Source organism: Streptomyces rapamycinicus NRRL 5491, from assembly GCF_024298965.1.
Classification (GTDB): Bacteria; Actinomycetota; Actinomycetes; order Streptomycetales; family Streptomycetaceae; genus Streptomyces; species Streptomyces rapamycinicus.
Window position 1 is genome coordinate 4,047,875 of the sequence record NZ_CP085193.1, and the last position, 19,502, is coordinate 4,067,376.

A 19,502-nucleotide genomic window follows, 5' to 3' on the forward strand; every position below is an offset into this window, starting at 1 on the left:
GGGTCCGCAGGGCTTCGATGAGCCCTGCTCAGCCGACGCGCTGTCCAAGTACGAGAATTCGGGTGCGCATGGCTCCGACCCTCCCCCCCGCGCATATCGGGTGTCAAGTGGGTGGGACGGGCGTCTCAGCATTTGAGCGGGTCGGCGGATGGGTGTGCGGCTCCGTACGGCGCGGGCCGTGGGAGCCGCCGTGCCCGCCATGAGCGCCGTGCCGGATCGGCAGGGCGCCGCCGACCAGCAGCGGGGGCTCCGGGCGCGGCACCGGATAGCCGCCGCGCAGCAGTGCCCGGCGCAGCCGGTGCTCGTCCAGCGGCCCGCTGAAGGCCGCCCCCTGGGCGTGGGTGCATCCCATACCGCGCAGGGTGACAATCTGCTCGGGCAACTCCACCCCCTCTGCGATGGACTGCATTCCGAGATCGCCGGCGATCCTCAGCAGCCCTGCGGTGATCTTGTGCAGCCGTGAGGACTCGACCACTCCCTCGACCAGTCCGGGGTCCAGTTTCAGCACATCGATGGGGAGCCTGCGGAGCGCCCTGATCGCGGCATAGCCGCTGCCGAAGCCGTCGAGGGCGATCCGCACCCCCAGACGGCGCAGCGCGCCGAGGCGGTGCTCGAGCTCGTCCAGCGGCACCCGTGGATCGCTGTCGGTCAGCTCCAGGATCAGCGCGCCGGACGGCAGCCCATGGCGGGCCAGCAGGGTCTCCACGACCTTGGGCGGCATCGACTTGTCCACCAGCCGGCTCGCGGGGAGCCGTACGCAGACCGGGACCGGATGGCCGTCGCGGCGCCGCTGGGCGGCCTGCTCCACGGCCGCCTCCAGCATCCAGCGGGACAGCTCGGCGGTACGGGCGGTGTCCTCGCCGCTCCCCCGGCCGTTGTCGGCGACCCGGAGGAACTCGGCGGGGGTGAACAGGATGCCCTGGGCCGAGCGCCAGCGGGCCTGCGCCGCGACCGCGGTGATCCGGCCGCTGGTGAGCTCCACGACGGGCTGGTGCAGCAGTACGAACTCCCCGTCGTGCAGCGCGGCACGCAGTCTGGTGGCGACCTCGGCGCGCCGCGCCACCTCGGCCTGCATCTGCGGTGCGTACAGCTCCACGCGGTTCTTGCCCGCGGCCTTGGCGCGGTACATCGCCAGGTCGGCGTTGCGCATCAGGGCGCCGGGGCTGGTGCCGGGCTCGGCGAAGGCGACGCCGATGCTGGCGGCCACGCGGACCTCGGTGCCGCCCTCGACCCGGTAGGGCTGGGAGAGCCGGAGCCGCAGCCGGTCGGCGATCTCCATGATGCGCTGCTCGCGGGTGCCCGTGTCGCCCTCGCCGTCACCGAGGATGAGGGCGGCGAACTCGTCGCCCCCGAGCCGGGCCGCGCAGTCGCCGGACCCGGACCGCACGGACTCCTGGAGCCGGCGGGCGGCCTGGACCAGCAGCTCGTCCCCGGCGTGGTGGCCGACGGTGTCGTTGACCGCCTTGAAGCCGTCGAGGTCGATGAAGAGCACGGCGGTGCCGGCGTCCGTACGGCGGCGGCCGGCGACGGCGTGCGCGACCCGCCGGGTGAACAGGGCGCGGTTGGGCAGATCGGTGAGCGGGTCGTGCTCGGCGTTGTGCTGGAGCTGGGCCTGGAGCCGGACCCGCTCGGTGACATCGCGGCTGTTGAAGATCAGCCCGCCGTGGTGGCGGTTGATCGTGGACTCCACGTTGAGCCAGTCGCCGGAGCCGGAGCGGAAGCGGCATTCGATCCGCGTGGTGGGCTCCTCGCCCGGTGCGGCGGCCAGGAACCGGCGGACCTCGTGGACCACCGATCCGAGGTCCTCGGGGTGGATGAGGGAGGCCAGCTCGGAGCCGATCATCTCGTCCGCGTCGCGGCCGTAGACCCCGGAGGCGGCCGGGCTGACGTAGCGCAGGATTCCGGTGGGTGCGGCGATCATGATCACATCGCTGGAGCTCTGCACCAGGGAGCGGAAGTGGTTCTCCTTCTGGGCGAGTTCCTGGGTGAGCCTGATGTTGTCCATCAGCATGATCGCCTGTCGGACGACGAGTGCGAGCACGACCGCGCAGGCGGTGAAGAGCACCACCCCGTCGATCGGCCGGCCGTCCATCACGTTGAACAGGACCCCCAAGGTGCATACGGCTGCGGCGAGATAGGGCGCGAGTGCGGCGAGCGAGCCCGCGATGGGGACGCTCTGCTGCGGGGAGCGGCGCGCAGACGGCGGGTTCTGGGCGGCCTCGCGGCGGGCCACCCATGGTGCGTACGCCAGCAGCGCGGAACCGGCGAACCACCCGGCGTCGAGTATCTGCCCGGAGCGGTAGTGCTCCCGCAGCAGCGGCGAGGTGAACAGCGCGTCGCACAGCACGGTGAGCGCGAAGGCGGCGATCGCGGTGTTGATCGCGGAGCGGTTGCCCGAGGAGCGCCGGAAGTGGAGCACGATCACCATGCTCACCAGCACGATGTCCAGCAGCGGATAGGCGAGCGACAGGGCGCCGCGGGCCACGGAGGCGCCGTCCGCGCCGAACTCCCCGGTGTGGGCGAGCGCGAGGCTCCAGGAGAGCGTGACCAGCGATCCGGCGATCAGCCAGGCGTCCAGCCCCAGACAGATCCACCGGGCCCGGCTCGTGGGGCGCTTGGCGAGCACCAGCATCCCTACGATGGCGGGCGGGGCGAAGAGCAGAAAGCAGAAGTCGGCGACCGAGGGGGTCGGCACGGAGCGGCCGAGCACCACCTCGTACCAGCCCCATACGGCGTTCCCCAGCCCGGCCATGGCCGAGGAGGCGGCGAACAGCAGCCAGGCCGGGCGCAGCCGCCCGGCGTGCCGGCGGCCGTGCCACAGACAGGAGGCCGTGGCGGCGAACGCGGCGGCGCTCAGTCCGAAGTCACCCATGACGAGGGCCAGTTGGGACGATCCCCAGCCGACGATCGCCCCCACCGCGTAACCGCCGCAGACCAGGGCGAGGACCACTTGCGGCAACAGCCCGGCCCCGCCGCCGGAGACCGACGGCCGGGCGAGCACCGCTCCCGTGGCGCTCACTGGACTGCCATCCACTGCGTGGCGGACCACTGACGCCTCGGGGCCCCCGGCAGCGGTATCCCCGCGGGCCTCGTCGAGTTGGAGAACCGCGCGGCTGCGCGGAAGTGTCGCGGTCGACGCCTGAGCTGCGTCGGGTCGTCGGTCCATCGGCCATACATCGCCCGTCGCCCCCCTCGAGTTCCGGTCCATCGCTGACGCCGTCAGGTCAGTGGCGCAGCCCCCGCTCGGGACGATACACCAGAGTGGTAACTCAGGGACATAGGCCATCTACGGACCGTAACCGACTACGGCGTTGTATATACGGAGTGGAGTCAATCGGTGCCTGTATGTGCTGCCAGAGGCATGTCTACCCCGTCGTGGCGACGAGATGTGCCAGCGACTCGCCGCGCGCGTAACGATGCAGCTGATCCTTCAACAGCCGCTTGGCACGCGGGAGGAAGGCCGACGTGGGGCCGCCCACATGCGGGGAGATGAGCACCCCTGGAGCGTGCCACAGCGGATGCCCGGCGGGCAGTGGTTCGGGGTCGGTCACATCGAGCGCGGCCCGCAGCCGGCCCGACTCCAACTCCGTGAGCAGGGCCTTGGTGTCCACGACCCCACCACGGGAGACATTCACCAGCAGCGCCCCGTCCTTCATCAGCGACAGGAATTCCGCCCCGGCCAGACCACGGGTGGCCTCGGTGAGCGGGGTCACCAGCACCACCACATCCGCGTCCGGAAGCAGTCGGGGCAATTCGTCGATCGGATGCACCGGGCCGCGCTCGGTCGTGCGCGGGGAGCGCGCGACGCGCGCCACCCGCTCGCACTCGAAGGGCACGAGCCGATCCTCGATCGCGCTGCCGATGGCCCCGTAGCCGACGATCAGTACGGACTTGTCGGCGAGCGCGGGACGGAAGCCGGAGCGCCACTCCTCGGCGTCCTGGCCCCGGACGAAGTCGGGGATACCGCGCAGCGAGGCCAGGATGAGGGTGAGGGCGAGTTCGGCCGTGCTCGCGTCGTGCACCCCGCGCGCGTTGCACAGCCGCACCCCGGGCGCGAGATCGGCCAGCGCGGGCTTGATGTGGTCTATCCCGGCGGTCAGGGTCTGCACCACCCGCAGGTTGGTCATGGCGGGCAGCGGGCGGGTGCACACCTGCGGCGGCTTCATGTAGGGGACGCAGTAGAACGCGCAGCGCGCCGGGTCGGTGGGGAAGTCCTCACCGCCGTCCCAGTGGGCGTATTCGAGGGTGTCGGGGAGGCCCTCCATCTCCTCGGGCGGGATGGGCAGCCACACCAGGTCGCGCGCTTCGGATGAACCGTGAGTCGAATCGTGGTGGCGGAACGTATCGCTGTGATCTGCACTCATGCCAGGAGGCTATGCGATCACCGGCCGTTGGCAGAGGTTAGTTTGGGGTCCGAGGAACGGGAGGGGTCAGGCCAGGTGGAGCGCAGGAGAATCGGAGCGGCGGCGCTCGAAGTGGGGGCCATCGGCCTTGGATGCATGCCGATGAGCTGGGCGTACACCGCTTCGCAGCGCAGTGGCGAGCACTCGGTGCGCACCGTGCACACCGCGCTCGACTCGGGGGCGAGCCTGCTGGACACCGCCGACATGTACGGCCCCTTCACCAATGAGCTGCTGGTGGGGCGGGTACTCAAGGAGCGGCGGACGGACGCCTTCGTGTCCACCAAATGCGGACTGCTGGTGGGCGACCAGCACATCGTGGCCAACGGGCGGCCCGGCTATGTGAAGCGGGCCTGCGACGCCTCGCTGCGCCGGCTGCAGACCGATGTGATCGACCTCTACCAGTTGCACCGGGCCGACCCGGAGGTCCCCATAGAGGAGACCTGGGGCGCCATGGCGGAGCTGGTCGCGGCCGGGAAGGTACGGGCGCTCGGGCTGTGCGCCGTGGGCGCGCGGGCGCAGCGGAGGGCGGGCGCCGGGATGCACGACGCCACGGTGCGCCAGCTGGAGCGGGTCCAGCAGGTCTTTCCGGTCAGCTGTGTACAGGCGGAGCTGTCGGTGTGGTCGCCCGACGCGCTGGAGGCGCTGGTGCCGTGGTGCGCCTCGCGCGCAGTGGGCTTCCTGGCGGCGATGCCACTGGGCAACGGCTTCCTGAGCGGGACGCTTACCCCGGGGCAGGGCTTCGAGCCGGACGACATGCGGGCCCGGCATCCGCGGTTCACGGCGGAGATGATGGCCGCGAACCAGCCGATCGTGGCCGGTCTGCGACGGGTCGCCCAGCGGCACGGGGACGGGGTGACCCCGGCGCAGGTGGCCCTGGCCTGGCTGCTGGCACAGGGGCCGCATGTGGTGCCGGTGCCAGGGACGAAGCGGGAGCGGTGGGCGGCGGAGAACTGCGCGGCGGCCGGTCTGCCGCTTTCCCCCGAGGACCTCTCGGAGATCGCGGGGCTGCCGCCGGCGCGGGGGTCATGGGACTGAGCACGTCGCGCCCGGCCGCCCGGCGCGGGCCGCCGTTGTGCGTTCGGCCCTGGTCCGGGCCCGATTCGGGGATGGGAACCCGGCGCGGGTCCGCGGTGTATAAGAATCAGTGCCGTGCCGCGGCACACGTGCCCATGGAGAGGAACCCGACCGTGCGACGTCCTCGCGTCACCTCTGTTCTCGCCGCCGCTGCCGCCGCGGTGCTCCTGGCGGGCTGCTCGTCCGACGGCGACAGCATCACCAGACCGGGCGGCCGCTCGTCCGCGCCCACGAAGCCGGGCGGCGGGGGCCCCTCCTCGGGCACGCCCTCGCCGACGGAGTCCGCGGCGCCCGCGAAGGGCTCGGTGAAGGTGGAGCGCACGCTCACCACGAAGCTGAACTCTCCCTGGGGGCTCGCGCCGCTGCCCGGCGGGGATCTGCTGGTCTCCTCGCGGAACACCGGGAAGATCTTCAAGGTCTCGGACTCGGGGAAGAAGACCGAACTGGGGTCCGTCCCGGGCGTCTCCGCCGCCGGTGAGGGCGGGCTTCTGGGGCTGGCGGTCTCCTCCGACTTCGGCACGGACCATATGGTCTACGCGTATTTCACCACCGATTCGGACAACCGCATCGTCCGGATGGTGTACGACGACAAGCGTCCGGCCGGCGATCAGCTCGGCGCCCCGGACACGATCTTCAAGGGCATCCCCAAGGGCACGATCCACAACGGGGGCCGCATCGCCTTCGGCCCGGACAAGATGCTCTACGCGGGCACGGGCGAGAGCGGTGACCGCGGGCTCGCCCAGGACATGGACTCCTTCGGCGGGAAGATCCTGCGGATGACCCCGGACGGCGAGCCCGCGCCCCGCAATCCCGACGCCCAGTCGGTCGTCTACTCCCCGGGTCACCGCAATGTGCAGGGCCTGGCCTGGGATGCGGACAAGCGGCTCTGGGCCTCCGAGTTCGGCCAGGACACCTGGGACGAGCTCAATCTGATCGAGCCGGGCAAGAACTACGGCTGGCCGGAAGTCGAGGGCAAGGCCGGGAAGAAGGGCTTCGCCGATCCGCTGGAACAGTGGAAGCCCAAGGACGCCTCCCCGAGCGGAATCGCCTACGCCAAGGGCTCGATCTGGATGGCCGGGCTGCGCGGTGAGCGGCTGTGGCGCATTCCGCTGAAGGGCGACAAGGCGGTGGCGAAGCCACAGTCGTTCCTGGACGGGAAGTACGGACGGCTGCGCAGCGTGGTGGCGGCGGACGACGGGGGGCTGTGGCTGACGACGAGCAATACGGATGGGCGTGGTGAGCCGGGCCGGGAGGACGACCGGATCCTGCGGCTGGAGGTCCGCTGATGGGATCCGCTGAGGGGAGATCCACCAAGGGGAGATCCGCTGAGGGGAGGGCGAATCGGCTGATCGTGGCGTTGAGTTCGGCCGACATGGTGCGGAGTGCCCGTTCTGTGACGGGTCTGCCTACACTGGCAGCAGTCGCACGCCTACGGGGGTCGTCATGTTCAACCTCATCGAGGAACTGTTCGCGCCCGGCCGCAAGCACACCGAGGAAGAGCGCAACCGGCTGGAGTTCACGCTCGACGAGACGCGCAGCAGCGACCCGGGAAAGGGCCCTATAGACCTTGACTCCGGGCAAGTGGTGATCCGTCCCCGCGAAGCGGACTGACTCTGGAAAGGGACCGGACCGGCGGGTGGTCGGTGTACCGGCGTGCTGACGGTGCGCACCGCGCACACCGTCAGCGGGCCGCCGCCGCGCCGTCGGCCAGGCCGTCCACCAGCCGCAGTCGGTGGGCCACGGCGGCTGCCTCGGTCCGGCCCGAGACGCCCAGCTTGGCCAGGATGTTGGAGACATGCACGCTGGCCGTCTTGGGCGAGATGAAGAGCTCCTCGGCGATCTGGCGATTGCTGCGCCCGTCGGCGACCAGCCGCAGCACATCCCGCTCCCGTGGTGTCAGCCCCAGCTCCTCGGCCGGATCGGCGGGTTCGGCGGGCTCGGCTGCCGGGGCCGGGGAGCCCGGGGACGGGGGCAGTGCGGGGGTGCGGCCCGGGGACGCGTCGAGCGCGGCGCGGGTCGCGGCGGACGCCAAGGGCAGCCGGGCGCGCCGGGCCAGCAGCTCGATCTCCTCGCGCAGCGGACGGGCGCCGAGCCGGTCCGCCACGGCATGCGCCTGGGCGAGCAGTTCGGTGGCGTGCTCGCGATCGGCCCGGACCGAGGCACCCCGGCCGTGGGCACCTTGGCCGTGGGCACCCCGGCCGAGTGCACCCTGATCGGAGCCGCCCCGGCCCGAGGCACCCTGGCGGGAAGCGCCCTCGCCGGAGGCACCCTGGCCCGAGGCACCTCGGCCGGGGGCACCCTCGCCGGAGCCGCCCCGACCGAGAGCAGCCTGGTCGTGGGCGCCTTCGCCGGGGGCGCCCTGATCTGAGGCGCCCTCGCCAGAGGGGGCCTGGTGTGGGGTGAGCAGTGCTTCCGCCCAGCGGTGGCGGGCGCGGGCCAGTGGATAGGGGCGGTCCAGCGCGGCGAAGGCGGCCGTGGCCTCGGCCCAGAGGTCGGGCCGGTCCCGGCCCTCGGCGCGCGCCAGTTCGGCCTGGACCATCGCCGCGTGGGCCCGCCACACCGGTACGGGCTGCGGCACCCGCTTCACCGCCGCTCGGAGGCGGGCCAGCGCCTCGCCCCGGCCCGGCCCGGCCGTGGGCAGTCCGCGCGCGGCCGACTCGGCCGCGGCGGCCGTGGACAGCAGCCGCCAGGCGTAGCGCTGCATCCCGGGCGGGAAACCGGCCTCCACGGCCCGGTTCAGCAGGGCCCGGACCTCCAGGATCCGGCCACGGGCCGCCGCGAGTTCGATGGCGTGCCCCGTGATCTGGAGGGTGTACTGCGGTTCAGTGTTGCGGGCGCCGTAGTGCTCCCGGGCGGCGGTCAGCTCGCGCTCCGCCGTGTCCCACTCCCCGCGCGCCAGCGCCAGCTGGACGAGCCGGTTGGCGGCGGTGCCGCGCGGCTTGGTGCCGAGGGCGAGCCGCCGGGTCTTCAGGGCCGCCGCCTCCGCCGCGTCCCAGCGGCCCAGGGAGAACAGCGACTCGGCCAGATTCCCGTAGACCCAGGCCCGGGAGTCCACCAGGCCGACGCGGTCCAGGACCCGGGCGCCCTCCTCGGCGGTCTGCACCGCCTCGGCCGACCGGCCGACCCCCTCCAGCACCGAGGCCAGATTGACATAGCAGCGCCCCAGGACGCTGATGTCACCGAGGTCCAGGGCCCGCTCGCAGACCTTGCGCATCTCGGCCAGCCCGCGCTCGACGTCGCCGGAGTCACCGGTGAAGTAGCCCAGTGTCAGGCGGGCGTTCAGTTCCGTGCTCTCGGCGCCGACCAGCCGGGCGAGCTCCACCGCCCGTTCGGCGGCGGCCAGGCCCTCGGCACCTGGCCGGTGGGTCATCGTCCAGCCCGCCACCTGCGCCATGACCTCGGCGTGCACGGGGGACGGCGGCAGTCCGCGCACCAGCTCCTGGGCCCGGCTCAGCTCCTCCCAGCCGTCACCGCGGGCCAGGCCCTCCATCAGTTTGCCCTGCTGGGTCCAGAACCAGGCGGCCCGCAGCGGGTCGTCACCGCCCCGGTTCAGCGTCCGCAGCGCCCGCTTGCTGACGGTCAGCGCCCGCTCCCGCTGCCCGGACATATGGGCGGCCACCACCACCTCGGCGAGCAGATCGAGATGGCGCAGCGCCTGGTCCTCACAGCCGCGGGCGGGGTACACCTCCGCGTAGTCCATGGGCCGCTGCGCCCGCCGTATCTCCTCGGGTGCGTCCTCCCACAGCTCCATGGCCCGCTCCAGCAGCCGCAGCTGTTCCGCGTGGGCGTACCGCCGTCGCGCGGCGACGGACGCCTGGAGCACGGCGGGCAGGGCCTTGGCTGGGTCGTGTGCGTGGTACCAGTAGCTGGCCAGCCGGGCGGCCCGCTCATCGGCCCGTACCAGCGCGGGCTCGGCCTCCAGGGCCTCCGCGAAGCGCCGGTTGAGCCGGGAGCGCTCCCCGGGCAGCAGATCGTCGCGCACGGCCTCGCGCACCAGCGAATGCCGGAAGCGGTAGCCGCTGTCGTCGGCCGTGGGGCGCAGGATGTTCGCCCCGACGGCGGACCGCAGCGCGTCGATCAGTTCGTCCTCGCCCAGCCGGGCGACCGCGCGCAGCAGTTCGTACTCCACCGAGGAGCCGCCCTCGGCGAGGATCCGCACCACCCCCTGGGCCTCCTCGGGCAGCGCCTCGACCCGCACCAGCAGCAGATCGCGCAGGGATTCGCTGAGCCCGGTGGCGCAGCCCTCGTTGAGGGAGCGGGCGATCTCCTCCACGAAGAAGGCGTTGCCGTCGCTGCGCTCGAAGATCCGGTCGACCAGCTCGCGCTCCGGCTCGGCCCCGTTGATCCCGGTCAGCTGGGCGTGCACCTCGCCGCGGGTGAAGCGGGACAGCTCGATGCGCCGCACCTCGCGCATCCGGTCCACCTCGGCGAGGAAGGGGCGCAGCGGATGGCGGCGGTGGATGTCGTCGGAGCGGTAGGTGGCCACGACCAGCAGCCGGGCGCTGAGCAGCGAGCGGAAGAGATAGCCGAGCAGTTCGCGGGTGGAGCGGTCGGCCCAGTGCAGATCCTCGATGGCGACGACGAGGGTGCGCTCCGCGGCCAGCCGCTCCAGCAGCCGTACCGTGAGCTCGAACAGCCGGGCCCGGCCGTCGCCGTCACGGGACGCGCGGGAGGTCTCGCCCAGTTCGGGCAGCAGCCGGGCCAGTTCGCCCTCCTGCCCGGCGGCGGCCCCGTCCAGCTCGGTGCCCAGCTTGCGGCGCAGTGAGCGCAGCACGGTGGACACGGGCGCGAACGGCAGCCCGTCGGCGCCGATTTCCACACAGCCGCCGACCGCGGCGACCGCCCCCGCGGCCACGGCCGAGGCCAGGAACTCGTCGATGAGCCGGGTCTTGCCGACCCCCGCCTCTCCCCCCACCAGCAGCACCTGCGGCTCGCCCGCGGTGGCGCGGGCGAGCGCGTCTTCGAGGGTCGCCAACTCCTGGGCGCGGCCGATGAACACCGGGCTGACGGACGTGGTGTGCACGTCGTCGAGCATCGCACAGGGCCCCGACACCGCGGCACCGGCTTTTCCGGCACCCGCCGTTCCGGATTCCACCGCTCCGGGTCCAGACCCGGCTCCAGTTCCAGCCCCTATGGCGAGCGGCACGGCCCGGTCGCGTCAGGCCGCCGTGCGGTACGACCGTGGTGAGCGGTCGCCGCGCCACCGCCGGACCGGCCCCAGCCGCCCTCCGCTGTCCCGCCCGGCCGACCGGCCGCCGGGCCCCTCCGCCGCCTCCCGGACCAGCCGGCGGACGGCGGCCTCCCGCAGCAGCTCGGCCTCGCGGATCCGGTGCAACTCATGGTGCAGCATGGCGTTCTCCCTGGTGACGAGTGGTTTCGTGGAACGCGTCCACTCTCGTCGCCCAGGAGGGCCCGGCACATCGGGAGACTGCCCGATCTTCGCTCGGGCCAAGGCCTTAGGCACCCCGCCCATACGGCTGAGAAAGCCCGAGGAGGGTCCTTAGGGCACCGGCGACCGTGCCGTACCGGCGTGCGTCGCGCCGTTCGCGGACTGCCCCGGCAGTGGCACGGGCACCGCCACCGGTCCGGACGCCGGGCCCTGGCCATCGCCATCGGCATCGCCCGCGGCGTCGCCCGCGCCGTCGCCCTCCGCCTCGATGCTGATCCTCGGCAGCAGCCGCTCCAGCAAGCCCGGCAGCCACCAGTTGGCGCCGCCGAGCAGATGCATCAGCGCGGGCACCAGGAGCGTACGGAGGACGAAGGCGTCCAGGGCGACCGCGGCCGCCAGCCCGATGCCGAACATCGCGATGATCCGGTCGCCGCTCAGCACGAATGCCGAGAAGACCGCGATCATGATGACAGCCGCGGAGTTGATGACCCGGCTGGTCTCGGCGAGCCCCACCCGGACCGCGGTGCGGTTGTCGCGGGTGCGCCGCCACTCCTCGTACATCCGGCTGACCAGGAAGACCTGGTAGTCCATGGAGAGCCCGAAGAGCACCGACACCATGATCACCGGTAGGAAGGGCTCGATCGGGCCCGCCCTGCCCAGCCCCAGCAGTTCGCTGCCCCAGCCCCATTGGAAGATCGCGACCACCACGCCGAAGGACGACGCGACGGCGGCCACGTTCATGACCGCCGCCTTGATCGGGATGCCGATGCTGCGGAACGCGAGCAGCAACAGCGCACATCCCAGCGCCACCACCACCCCCACGAACAGCGGCAGCTTGCTCACGATCACCGCGGCGAAGTCGTCGTAGCCCGCGGTCAGCCCGCCCACGTAGACCCGCAGCGAGCTGCCCTCCTCGGCCCGGGGCAGCACCTCTGCGCGCAGCCGTCCGACGAGGTCGGAGGTGTCCCGTGACTGCGGTGCCGTCGTGGGGACGACCGTGATGACGCCGGTGTCGCCGCCTCCGCCCAGGTCCGCGGCGCTCACCGAGGCCACTCCGTGGATGGTGCGCAGGGTCTCGGACAGTTGGGTGAAGGCCATACGGTCGTCGGCCCCGTCCATGCTGCCTATCAGCGTCAATGGGCCGTTGAAACCTGGTCCGAACCCCTCGGCCAGCAGGTCGTAGGCCCGTCGCGTGGTCGAGGCCGAGGAGCCGTTGCCCTGGTCCGAGGTGCCCAGGTGGAGCGAGAAGGTGGGGAGGGCGAGCACCGCGATGAGGGCGGCCGCGACCGCTCCCAGCAGCTTGGGGTGACGCTCGACGTAGAGCGCCCAGCGGGCGCACAGGCCCTGGGACGCCGCGGCCTCCGGACCCCGCTCGGCCAGCCGTCTGCGCTCCTTCCGGCTCAGGGCCCGCATGCCGATCAGGCCGAGCAGCGCGGGCAGCAGGGTGAGCGAGGCGGCGACCGTAAGGGCGACGGTGAGCGCCGCCGCGACCGCCACCCCGTTGAGGAAGGACAGCCGCAGGACGAGCATGCCGAGGAGCGCGAGACAGACGGTCGCGCCCGCGAAGACCACCGCGCGCCCCGAGGTGGCCACCGCGCGCTGGGCGGCCTGTTCGACCGACAGCCCACGGCGCAGCCCCTTGCGGTGCCGGGTGACGATGAACAGCGCGTAGTCGATCCCCACGCCGAGACCGATCAGGATGCCGAGCATGGGCGCGAAGTCGGCGATCGTCATGGCGTGGCCGAGCAGCCCGATGGCCGCGTACGCGGTGCCGACGCCGATGAGCGCGGTGGCGATCGGCAGCAGCGTCGCCGCGAGCGAGCCGAAGGCGAGGAAGAGCACCACGGCGGCCACGCCGACCCCGATGGCCTCGCTCAGATGGGCGGGCCCGGTTCGCTCGGTGAGCCCGGCGCCCGCACCGCCCATCTCGACCTGGAGGCCCTTGGCCCCGGAGGCGGCGGAGCGCACCGTGTCGAGCACCCGGCGCACCTCCGCCTCGCCCAGGTCGGCGGCCGGTTCGCGGAAGACGACGGTGGCATAGGCGGTGTGCCCGTCGGCGCTGATCCGGCTGTTGTCACCGGCTTCGCCGAGCCCGCCGGATCCGCCCGACCGGCCGGTGTCACCGGCGCCGTACGGGCCGGACGCGGAGACGGCGCCGTACGGGCCGGTCACGGAGGCGACGCCGGGCAGGTCCGCCACCTGCCGCAGCGCCGCCGTCATCCGCCGCTCGACCCCTGGGGCGCGTACGGTGCCCGTGCCGTCCGCGGTGTGCCAGACGATGGTGTCGCTGTCCCCCGCCCGGTCCGGCAGCCGCCGCTCCATCAGGGCGGAGACCTTGGAGGAGTCGGTGCCCGGGATGTCGTAGTCGTTGGAGTACGCCGAACCCGTCACGGCCGCCGCCGCGGCGACCCCGGCGAAGGCGGCCAGCCACAGCACGATGACGATGGCGCGGCGCCTGAGACACCAGCGGGCGAGTGCGGCCATGGCTGCTTTCCGGGTCGTGCGCCGGGGGCGCCGTGATGTGCTTGTGACCTGGCACTCTGCCAGGCGGAAAAGATCCTTTGTCTCCTTTGTGGGCTTCACCACATGTGGGAGTGATCGCCGGTTCCGTCTCCGGCCGAGGGGGTCGGCCGCGGCCGGGCCATCACCCCCCGGCCGCGGCGACCAGCGGAAAGTGGCAGGCCACCCGGTGTCCCGGCACGGCCGGCTCGGCGGGGGCGGGCTCGATCCGGGCGCAGATTTCCTGAGCGGCCGGACAGCGGGTGCGGAACCGGCAGCCCGAGGGCGGGTCGGCGGCCGAGGGGGCCTCGCCGCCCAGCGGCGCCCCGGCGGCCTCGGCCGCCGGGTCGGGCTGCTCGGCGGTGTCCAGCAGCCCGCGGGTGTAGGGATGCAGCGGCGCGTCGAATACCGAGGCCGCTGGTCCTGTTTCGACTAGCTTGCCCAGATACATCACGCCGACCGTGTCCGCGAGATGACGCACCACGGCCAGGTCGTGCGAGATGAACAGATAGGCCAGCCCCTTCTCGCGCTGCAGGTCCCGCATCAGATTCAGGATCTGTGCCTGTACGGAGACGTCGAGGGCCGAGACGGGTTCGTCGGCGACCACCAGCGACGGTGACAGCGCGAGCGCGCGGGCCAGCCCGAGGCGCTGGCGCTGGCCGCCGGAGAACTCGTGCGGGTAGCGGTCCACGGCGCCGCGATCCAACCCGACGTCGTCCAGCAGCCCGGCGATCCGCGCGTTCTGCGCGGCACGGTCGCCGATGCCCTGGATGACCAGCGGCTCCCGCAGGATCGCGCCGACCCGCATCCGCGGGTCCATGGACGCGTACGAGTCCTGGAACATCAGCTGCACCTCGCGCCGGTGGGCGCGCAGCGCGCGCCGGTCCAGCGCGGCGATGTCACGGTCCGCGAAGCGGACGGTGCCGCGAGTCGGCTCCTCCATGCCGACGACCAGCCGTCCGAGCGTGGACTTGCCGCAGCCCGACTCCCCCACGATGCCAAAGGTCTCGCCACGCCTGACGGTCAACGACACCCCGGCGACGGCGCTCACGACGGCGGCCGCGGCGCGCCTGCGGAGCGCGAAGGGGTTGCTGTGCAGGGGGTAGTCCTTGGTGACGTCGGTGAGCGCGAGCAGGGTCTCGCCGGCACGGGACAGGGGCGTGGCGGGGGCGGCGGGGACGACTTCGGCGACGGGATCGACGGCGGGGTCGACGGGGTGGAAGCAGGCGAAAGCGTGTGCGCCGCGACGGGCGGCTCCCGCCCGCCCCTCGGGCATGTCCCCGGTGGCCGGACCGTGCGGCGCCGTCCTCGGACCGGGGGCCGAGGCGGAGTCCCCGTTCCGGGAAGCGGCAGGCAGGGGCAGCACCACCTCGGACAGCTCTGGCTCCGCCTCCCGGCACTCCCCGGTCGCGAAGCCGCACCGTGGCGCGAACCGGCAACCCGCGGGCCGCGTGACAAGGGACGGTGGCAGGCCCGGAATCGTGGCGAGCGGCTGCGACCCGTCCGCTGCCCGCTCCGGCAGCGCGGCGAACAACGCCTGCGTATACCGATGGCGCGGGGCCGCGAACAGGGTGCGCACGCCCGCCCGTTCCACCGTCTTGCCCGCGTACATCACCGCCACCCGGTCCACCCGTCTGGCGATCACCCCCAAGTCGTGCGTGACCAGGATCATCGCCATGCCCAGACGCGACCGCAGATCGTCGATGAGCTCCAGGATCTGGGCCTGTGTGGTGACGTCGAGCGCGGTCGTCGGCTCGTCGGCGATCAGCAGCTCGGGCTCGCAGATCAGCGCCATGGCGATGGCGACGCGCTGCCGCATGCCGCCGCTGAGCTGGTGTGGGTAGTTCTTCAGCCGCTCGCCGGGGGCCGGCAGGCCGACCAGCCGTAGCATCTCCTCGGCCCGCTGCCACGCTTCCGCCTTGCCCAGGCCCTTGTGCAGCAGCAGCGGCTCCGCGACCTGGGCGCCGATGGTCATGGTCGGGTTGAGGGAGGTGAGCGGGTCCTGGAAGACCATGCCGATGGAGTTGCCGCGAACGCCCCGGAGCGCCGGTTCGGTCGCGGTCGCCAGGTCCGTACCGCCGAAGTCGATGGAGCCGCCGGTGATCCGGCCGCCGCCCGGCAGCAGGCCGAGCACGCTCAGCGCGGTCATGGTCTTCCCGCAGCCGGACTCGCCGACGATGCCCAGCGCCTCGCCCGGGGCGAGGTCCAGGGAGACTCCGTCGAGGGCGTGCACGGTGCGGTCGCGGCCCGCGATCTCGACATGGAGATCGTCGACACGCAGCAGGAGAGATCCGGTGGAGCCGGTGGACGTGGTGGAGTCGGTCATCAGCGGTTGCCTCCGCGCTTCTGGAGCCGCACGTCGAAGGCGTCCCGCAGCCCGTCCCCGATGAAGTTGAAGGCGGCGACGACGAGCACGATCGCGATGCCCGGCGGGAAGATCAGCCACCAGTAGCCGACCTGGGTGTAGGTGATACCCGCGCTGAGCATGGAGCCCCAGTCGGCGGCGGGCGGCGGGATGGACAGGCCGAGGAACGACAGATACGCGACGTAAAGGATCGCGTCGGCGATCTGGAAGGTGGCGTTGACGACGACGGTGCCGATCGCGTTCGGCACGATGTGCCGGAAGACGGCGCGCGTCCCGCCGCCGCCCATGAGCCGCATGGCGTGGATGTAGTCCCGGCTGCGCAGGGCGAGCGCTTCACCGCGGATGAGGCGGGCCGGGGACAGCCAGGCGACCGAGGCGATGATGAGGATCAGCACCAGTTTGCTGGGCGTGACGATCGCGGCGACGACGACCAGCAGGAAGAGGGCGGGGATGGCGAGCGCGGCGTCGGTGATCCGCATCATGGCCGCGTCCAGCCAGCCACCGAAGTAGCCCGCGACCGAGCCGTAGACGGTGCCGATGAACGTGGCGAGAAGCCCCGCCGCCAGGCCCACTTCCAGGGAGGTCCGGCCGCCGGTCATCAGCCGGCCGAGCATGTCGTAGCCGAGGTCGGTGGTGCCCAGCGGATGGCCGGGGCTGCCGGGCGCGAGGTTGGCCTGGCCCAGATCGGTGTGCACCTGGTCGGTGGAGTGGAACAGCGGGCCGAGAAAGCAGAAGGCGCTCAGCGCCACCAGCACCACCGCTCCGGCCAGGGCCAGTTTGTTGCGGGTGAAGACGGCGAGGGTGCGGCGGGCGAGGCTCGGGGTGGGGACGGCCGTCTCGTCGACGGCGGGTGCGGTCCCGGCGGCTGTGGCGGTCACGAGACGCTCCTGATCCGGGGGTCGAGGACGGCGTACGCGATATCGGTGATCAGCGAGCCGATGACGGTGGCGACGCCGACGACGAGGGTCACCCCGAGCAGCACCGGGAAGTCGGAGCCCTGGGCGGCGTTCCAGAACAGCAGCCCCATCCCCGGGTAGTTGAACATCGACTCCACGACGAGCGCGCCGCTGAAGAGGGTCGGGAGATAGAGGCCGAGGAGGGTGGCGAGCGGAATGAGCGCGTTGCGCAGCACATGGCGGGCCATGATCCGCGCGCTGGACTGGCCCTTGGCCCGCGCGGTGCGGACGTATTCCTCGCCCAGGTTGTCCAGGACCGCCGAGCGCATATAGCGGCTGAAGGCGGCGATGACGCCGAGCGCCATGGTCACCACGGGCAGCACGAGCCCGGGAAGGTCGCCCAGGATGCCGCCGACGGTGTCCGCCTGCGGCGCCTCGGCCGGGAAGAGCTGGAGCTGTTGGCTGAAGACGAGGATCAGGACCAGGCCGAGGAAGAAGACGGGGGTGGCGTAGGCGAGGAAGGCCATCCCGGTGAGGAGGTAGTCGGCGGCCCTGCCCCGGCGTACGGCCTGGAGGATGCCCAGCGGAATCGCGAGGACGGCGGCGAGGGCGATGGCCAGTCCGGTCAGTACGAGGGTCTTGGGCAACCGGTCGGCCAGCAGCGAGGAGACCGTCTGGTTGAGCTTGTACGACTCGCCGAGGTCGCCGGTGAGCAGCCGCCCGAGGTACTTCACGTACTGGAGAGGGAGCGAGCGGTCGTAGCCCTGCTGGTGATTGAAGTGCTCGACCGCCTGCGGAGTGGCCTTGGGGCCGAGGATGGCGCGGGCGGGGCCCCCGGGGAGCTGGTGCAGGAGCACGAAGACGATGACGGAGACGAGCAGCAGGACGACGGCGGCCTGCGCGGTGCGCTTGATCAGAAAGCGGATCACTTCCGGCCCGCCCCCTTCTTGACGAAGTACCAGTCCTGGGGGGCGAGGCTCAGGGTCGGGTTCTGGTCGACGCCGCGCAGGTCGTTGCGGATGGCGGAGACCTGGTAGGCGGGGTTGGGGGTCCACAGGACGGGGACCTTGCGGGCGACGTACTCGCCGTAGCGGCGCATCGCGGCCGGGTCGCCGGAGTACTCGGTGTCCTTGATCAGCTCATCGGTGCGCGGATCGGACCAGTTGCCCATGTTGGAGGGGGCGCCGGTGGCGAAGAGCTGTTCTCCGCTGGGGTCGGGCGGGAAGTACCAGCTTCCCGCCGTACCGAAGAACCCCAACTGCCACGCCTTGCACAGCGGTTCGGTCCGTTCGCACGGGACGGTGGTGCCGAGCACCGTGTTCAGCGGCTGCTGCCGGACGTCGAGGGTGATCCCGGCCTTGTCGTACGAGGACTTGATCTCCTGCATCTGGTTGGAGCTCTCGGTCGAGCCGGACTGCGACAGCAACGAGAGCTTCAGCGGCTGCCCCTCCTCGATGCCCTTGCCGCACGCATCGCCGCCGGTCCCGGGCCGCACGCAGCGCAGCGTCCCGCCGTCCCCCGCCTTCCAGCCGTGGGCGGCCAGCAGCCGCTTCGCCGCGGCCGGGTCGTACGGATAGGGGTCCTTCGCGAGCAGGCTCGCGGGGACCGGGCCGCGGGTGGGGTCGGCGCTGCCGTGCCAGATCACCTTGGAGATGGCGCGCTGGTCGATGAGGAGCTGGAGAGCCTGGCGGAGATAGGTCTGGCGCAGCAGCGGGCCCGCGGTGGGGTGGTTGAAGTTGAGCACGAGATAGGTGATCGCCCAGCCCTCCCACGGGTCGACGCGATAGCCCATCTCCTGGAACTTCCCGGACTGGGCCATCACCGACGGCGGGATGTAGCCGTAGTCGACGCCGCCGGAGCGCAGCACGTTGAATTCGGAGTCGGCGGTGGTGAAGGGCTTGAAGACGACGCGATCGAGGTGGGGCTTGTCGGGGCCGGAGTAGCGGTTGTTGGGTTCGAGCGCGACCTGTCCCGAGGTGGTCCACCGGCGGACCTTCCACGGCCCGTTGACGGTCTTCCACAGGGGGTCGGTGGCGAACGCCGAGAGCCGCTTGGCGTGCCGGGTCAGCCGCGCGAAGACCTTCTTGGGATCCTCGTTGTCCGGGTCCCACGCGTGCCGGGGCAGCGGGGTGAAGTAGAGGAGCTGGTTGGCGGTGAACCAGGCGGGGTTGTACGCGCGGTCGAGCCGGAGCCGGAAGGTGCGTTCGTCGATCGCCTGGAACCGCTTGATGTTGTCCGGCAGCAGCTTCGGCGAATAGCCGCCCCACTCCGCCTTGTTGTACTTGATCAGGTCGAACCAGAATTCCACGTCCCGGGTGGTGACGGGCTTTCCGTCGGACCAGCGGTAGCCCTTCTTCAACGTGACGGTCACGGTCTTGTTGCCGTCGCTGTAGCGGGGCTGCTCGGCCAGGTTGCGCGGGCTGTCCGGGCTGAGCGCGTCGCCCTTCTTCTCGGGCTGGTAGAGCGGCAGATAGAGCAGGTGCTGGAGGGAACTGTTGTAGGTGGCCAGATAGCCGGGCGCGCCGATCGGGAAAATCCAGTTGGGGGTGGCCGCCGGCGGCAGCGCCATGGTCGCCGTACCGCCCTCGACCATGGTGCCGCCGGTCGCGCCGACATCGGTGATCCGGTCGGCCCGGGGTCCGCAGCCAGTGGCCAGGCCCGTGCCGCCCAGGATGAGGGCCGCGACAAGTCCCGCGAGGGGCCCGCGTATTCGTGTACTGCGCAGACCCATGCCGCCTCCGCGGGGTCGTCGGGATGGTTCGGGGTCGTCGGCCGAACGAAGATAGCGAGCAAAGTACGGACGGCTTTGAAAAGAAGTCAAGAGCCTAGCGCGCGAAGCCTGGAACGCTATTTACTGAGAGTCCGTTGCTACATGG

General features: G+C 72.0%; 12 protein-coding genes. 3 read left to right on the plus strand and 9 right to left on the minus strand.

What is annotated here, in order from left to right; all coding sequences use genetic code 11:
* Positions 1 to 103 precede the first annotated feature (103 nt).
* The gene (locus LIV37_RS16340) at positions 104 to 3,019 is read right to left on the minus strand and encodes a putative bifunctional diguanylate cyclase/phosphodiesterase (RefSeq protein ID WP_020868226.1); all 2,916 of its coding nucleotides are present in this window, start codon (positions 3,017 to 3,019) and stop codon (positions 104 to 106) included.
* Positions 3,020 to 3,365: 346 nt separating this feature from the next.
* Positions 3,366 to 4,364 (minus strand): 2-hydroxyacid dehydrogenase, encoded by a 999-nt coding sequence (locus tag LIV37_RS16345; protein WP_185057971.1) that lies wholly within the window; start codon positions 4,362 to 4,364, stop codon positions 3,366 to 3,368.
* Positions 4,365 to 4,439: 75 nt separating this feature from the next.
* On the opposite strand from LIV37_RS16345, the gene LIV37_RS16350 reads away from it, so the two are divergent.
* The 3 genes from LIV37_RS16350 to LIV37_RS16360 all read left to right on the plus strand — a co-directional run bounded on the left by LIV37_RS16350 (position 4,440) and on the right by LIV37_RS16360 (position 7,088).
* Positions 4,440 to 5,438 (plus strand): aldo/keto reductase, encoded by a 999-nt coding sequence (locus LIV37_RS16350; protein ID WP_121824871.1) that lies wholly within the window; start codon positions 4,440 to 4,442, stop codon positions 5,436 to 5,438.
* Between the two features lie 134 nt (positions 5,439 to 5,572).
* Positions 5,573 to 6,763 carry a PQQ-dependent sugar dehydrogenase gene (locus LIV37_RS16355; protein ID WP_167525807.1) on the plus strand — a complete coding sequence of 397 codons (1,191 nt, stop codon included), beginning with the start codon at positions 5,573 to 5,575 and terminating at the stop codon, positions 6,761 to 6,763.
* Between the two features lie 157 nt (positions 6,764 to 6,920).
* Positions 6,921 to 7,088 carry a DUF6191 domain-containing protein gene (locus LIV37_RS16360; protein ID WP_020868230.1) on the plus strand — a complete coding sequence of 56 codons (168 nt, stop codon included), beginning with the start codon at positions 6,921 to 6,923 and terminating at the stop codon, positions 7,086 to 7,088.
* Between the two features lie 70 nt (positions 7,089 to 7,158).
* Here the strand turns inward: LIV37_RS16360 and LIV37_RS16365 are convergent, their stop codons facing one another.
* From LIV37_RS16365 to LIV37_RS16395, 7 genes are all read right to left on the minus strand, one after another.
* Positions 7,159 to 10,512 (minus strand): helix-turn-helix transcriptional regulator, encoded by a 3,354-nt coding sequence (locus LIV37_RS16365; protein WP_243146332.1) that lies wholly within the window; start codon positions 10,510 to 10,512, stop codon positions 7,159 to 7,161.
* 123 nt (positions 10,513 to 10,635) lie between these two features.
* Entirely contained in the window at positions 10,636 to 10,827 is a 192-nt protein-coding gene (locus LIV37_RS16370; protein ID WP_020868231.1) for a hypothetical protein, read from the minus strand.
* 150 nt (positions 10,828 to 10,977) lie between these two features.
* Positions 10,978 to 13,350 carry an MMPL family transporter gene (locus LIV37_RS16375; RefSeq protein WP_020868232.1) on the minus strand — a complete coding sequence of 791 codons (2,373 nt, stop codon included), beginning with the start codon at positions 13,348 to 13,350 and terminating at the stop codon, positions 10,978 to 10,980.
* A gap of 160 nt (positions 13,351 to 13,510) precedes the next feature.
* Positions 13,511 to 15,691, minus strand: coding sequence for an ABC transporter ATP-binding protein (locus LIV37_RS16380; RefSeq protein ID WP_020868233.1), 2,181 nt, complete (start codon positions 15,689 to 15,691; stop codon positions 13,511 to 13,513).
* Complete coding sequence (locus LIV37_RS16385) at positions 15,691 to 16,608, minus strand: ABC transporter permease (protein ID WP_020868234.1); 918 nt, start codon at positions 16,606 to 16,608, stop codon at positions 15,691 to 15,693. Before LIV37_RS16385 ends, LIV37_RS16380 begins: the two co-directional genes overlap by 1 nt.
* Entirely contained in the window at positions 16,605 to 17,555 is a 951-nt protein-coding gene (locus LIV37_RS16390) for an ABC transporter permease (RefSeq protein WP_020868235.1), read from the minus strand. The genes LIV37_RS16385 and LIV37_RS16390 overlap by 4 nt, the downstream gene beginning before the upstream one ends.
* Positions 17,552 to 19,357, minus strand: a complete 1,806-nt coding sequence (locus LIV37_RS16395) for a peptide ABC transporter substrate-binding protein (protein ID WP_020868236.1) — start codon at positions 19,355 to 19,357, stop codon at positions 17,552 to 17,554. The genes LIV37_RS16390 and LIV37_RS16395 overlap by 4 nt, the downstream gene beginning before the upstream one ends.
* Between the last annotated feature and the right edge of the window lie 145 nt (positions 19,358 to 19,502).

Excerpts from the sequence above, each read along its gene's own strand:
- LIV37_RS16345 (WP_185057971.1), bottom strand. The coding sequence starts at position 4,364 with ATGAGTGCAGATCACAGCGATACGTTCCGCCACCACGATTCGACTCAC.
- LIV37_RS16355 (WP_167525807.1), top strand. The coding sequence starts at position 5,573 with ATGGAGAGGAACCCGACCGTGCGACGTCCTCGCGTCACCTCTGTTCTC.
- LIV37_RS16360 (WP_020868230.1), top strand. The coding sequence starts at position 6,921 with ATGTTCAACCTCATCGAGGAACTGTTCGCGCCCGGCCGCAAGCACACC.
- LIV37_RS16365 (WP_243146332.1), bottom strand. The coding sequence starts at position 10,512 with ATGCTCGACGACGTGCACACCACGTCCGTCAGCCCGGTGTTCATCGGC.
- LIV37_RS16370 (WP_020868231.1), bottom strand. The coding sequence starts at position 10,827 with ATGCTGCACCATGAGTTGCACCGGATCCGCGAGGCCGAGCTGCTGCGG.
- LIV37_RS16375 (WP_020868232.1), bottom strand. The coding sequence starts at position 13,350 with ATGGCCGCACTCGCCCGCTGGTGTCTCAGGCGCCGCGCCATCGTCATC.
- LIV37_RS16380 (WP_020868233.1), bottom strand. The coding sequence starts at position 15,691 with ATGACCGACTCCACCACGTCCACCGGCTCCACCGGATCTCTCCTGCTG.
- LIV37_RS16395 (WP_020868236.1), bottom strand. The coding sequence starts at position 19,357 with ATGGGTCTGCGCAGTACACGAATACGCGGGCCCCTCGCGGGACTTGTC.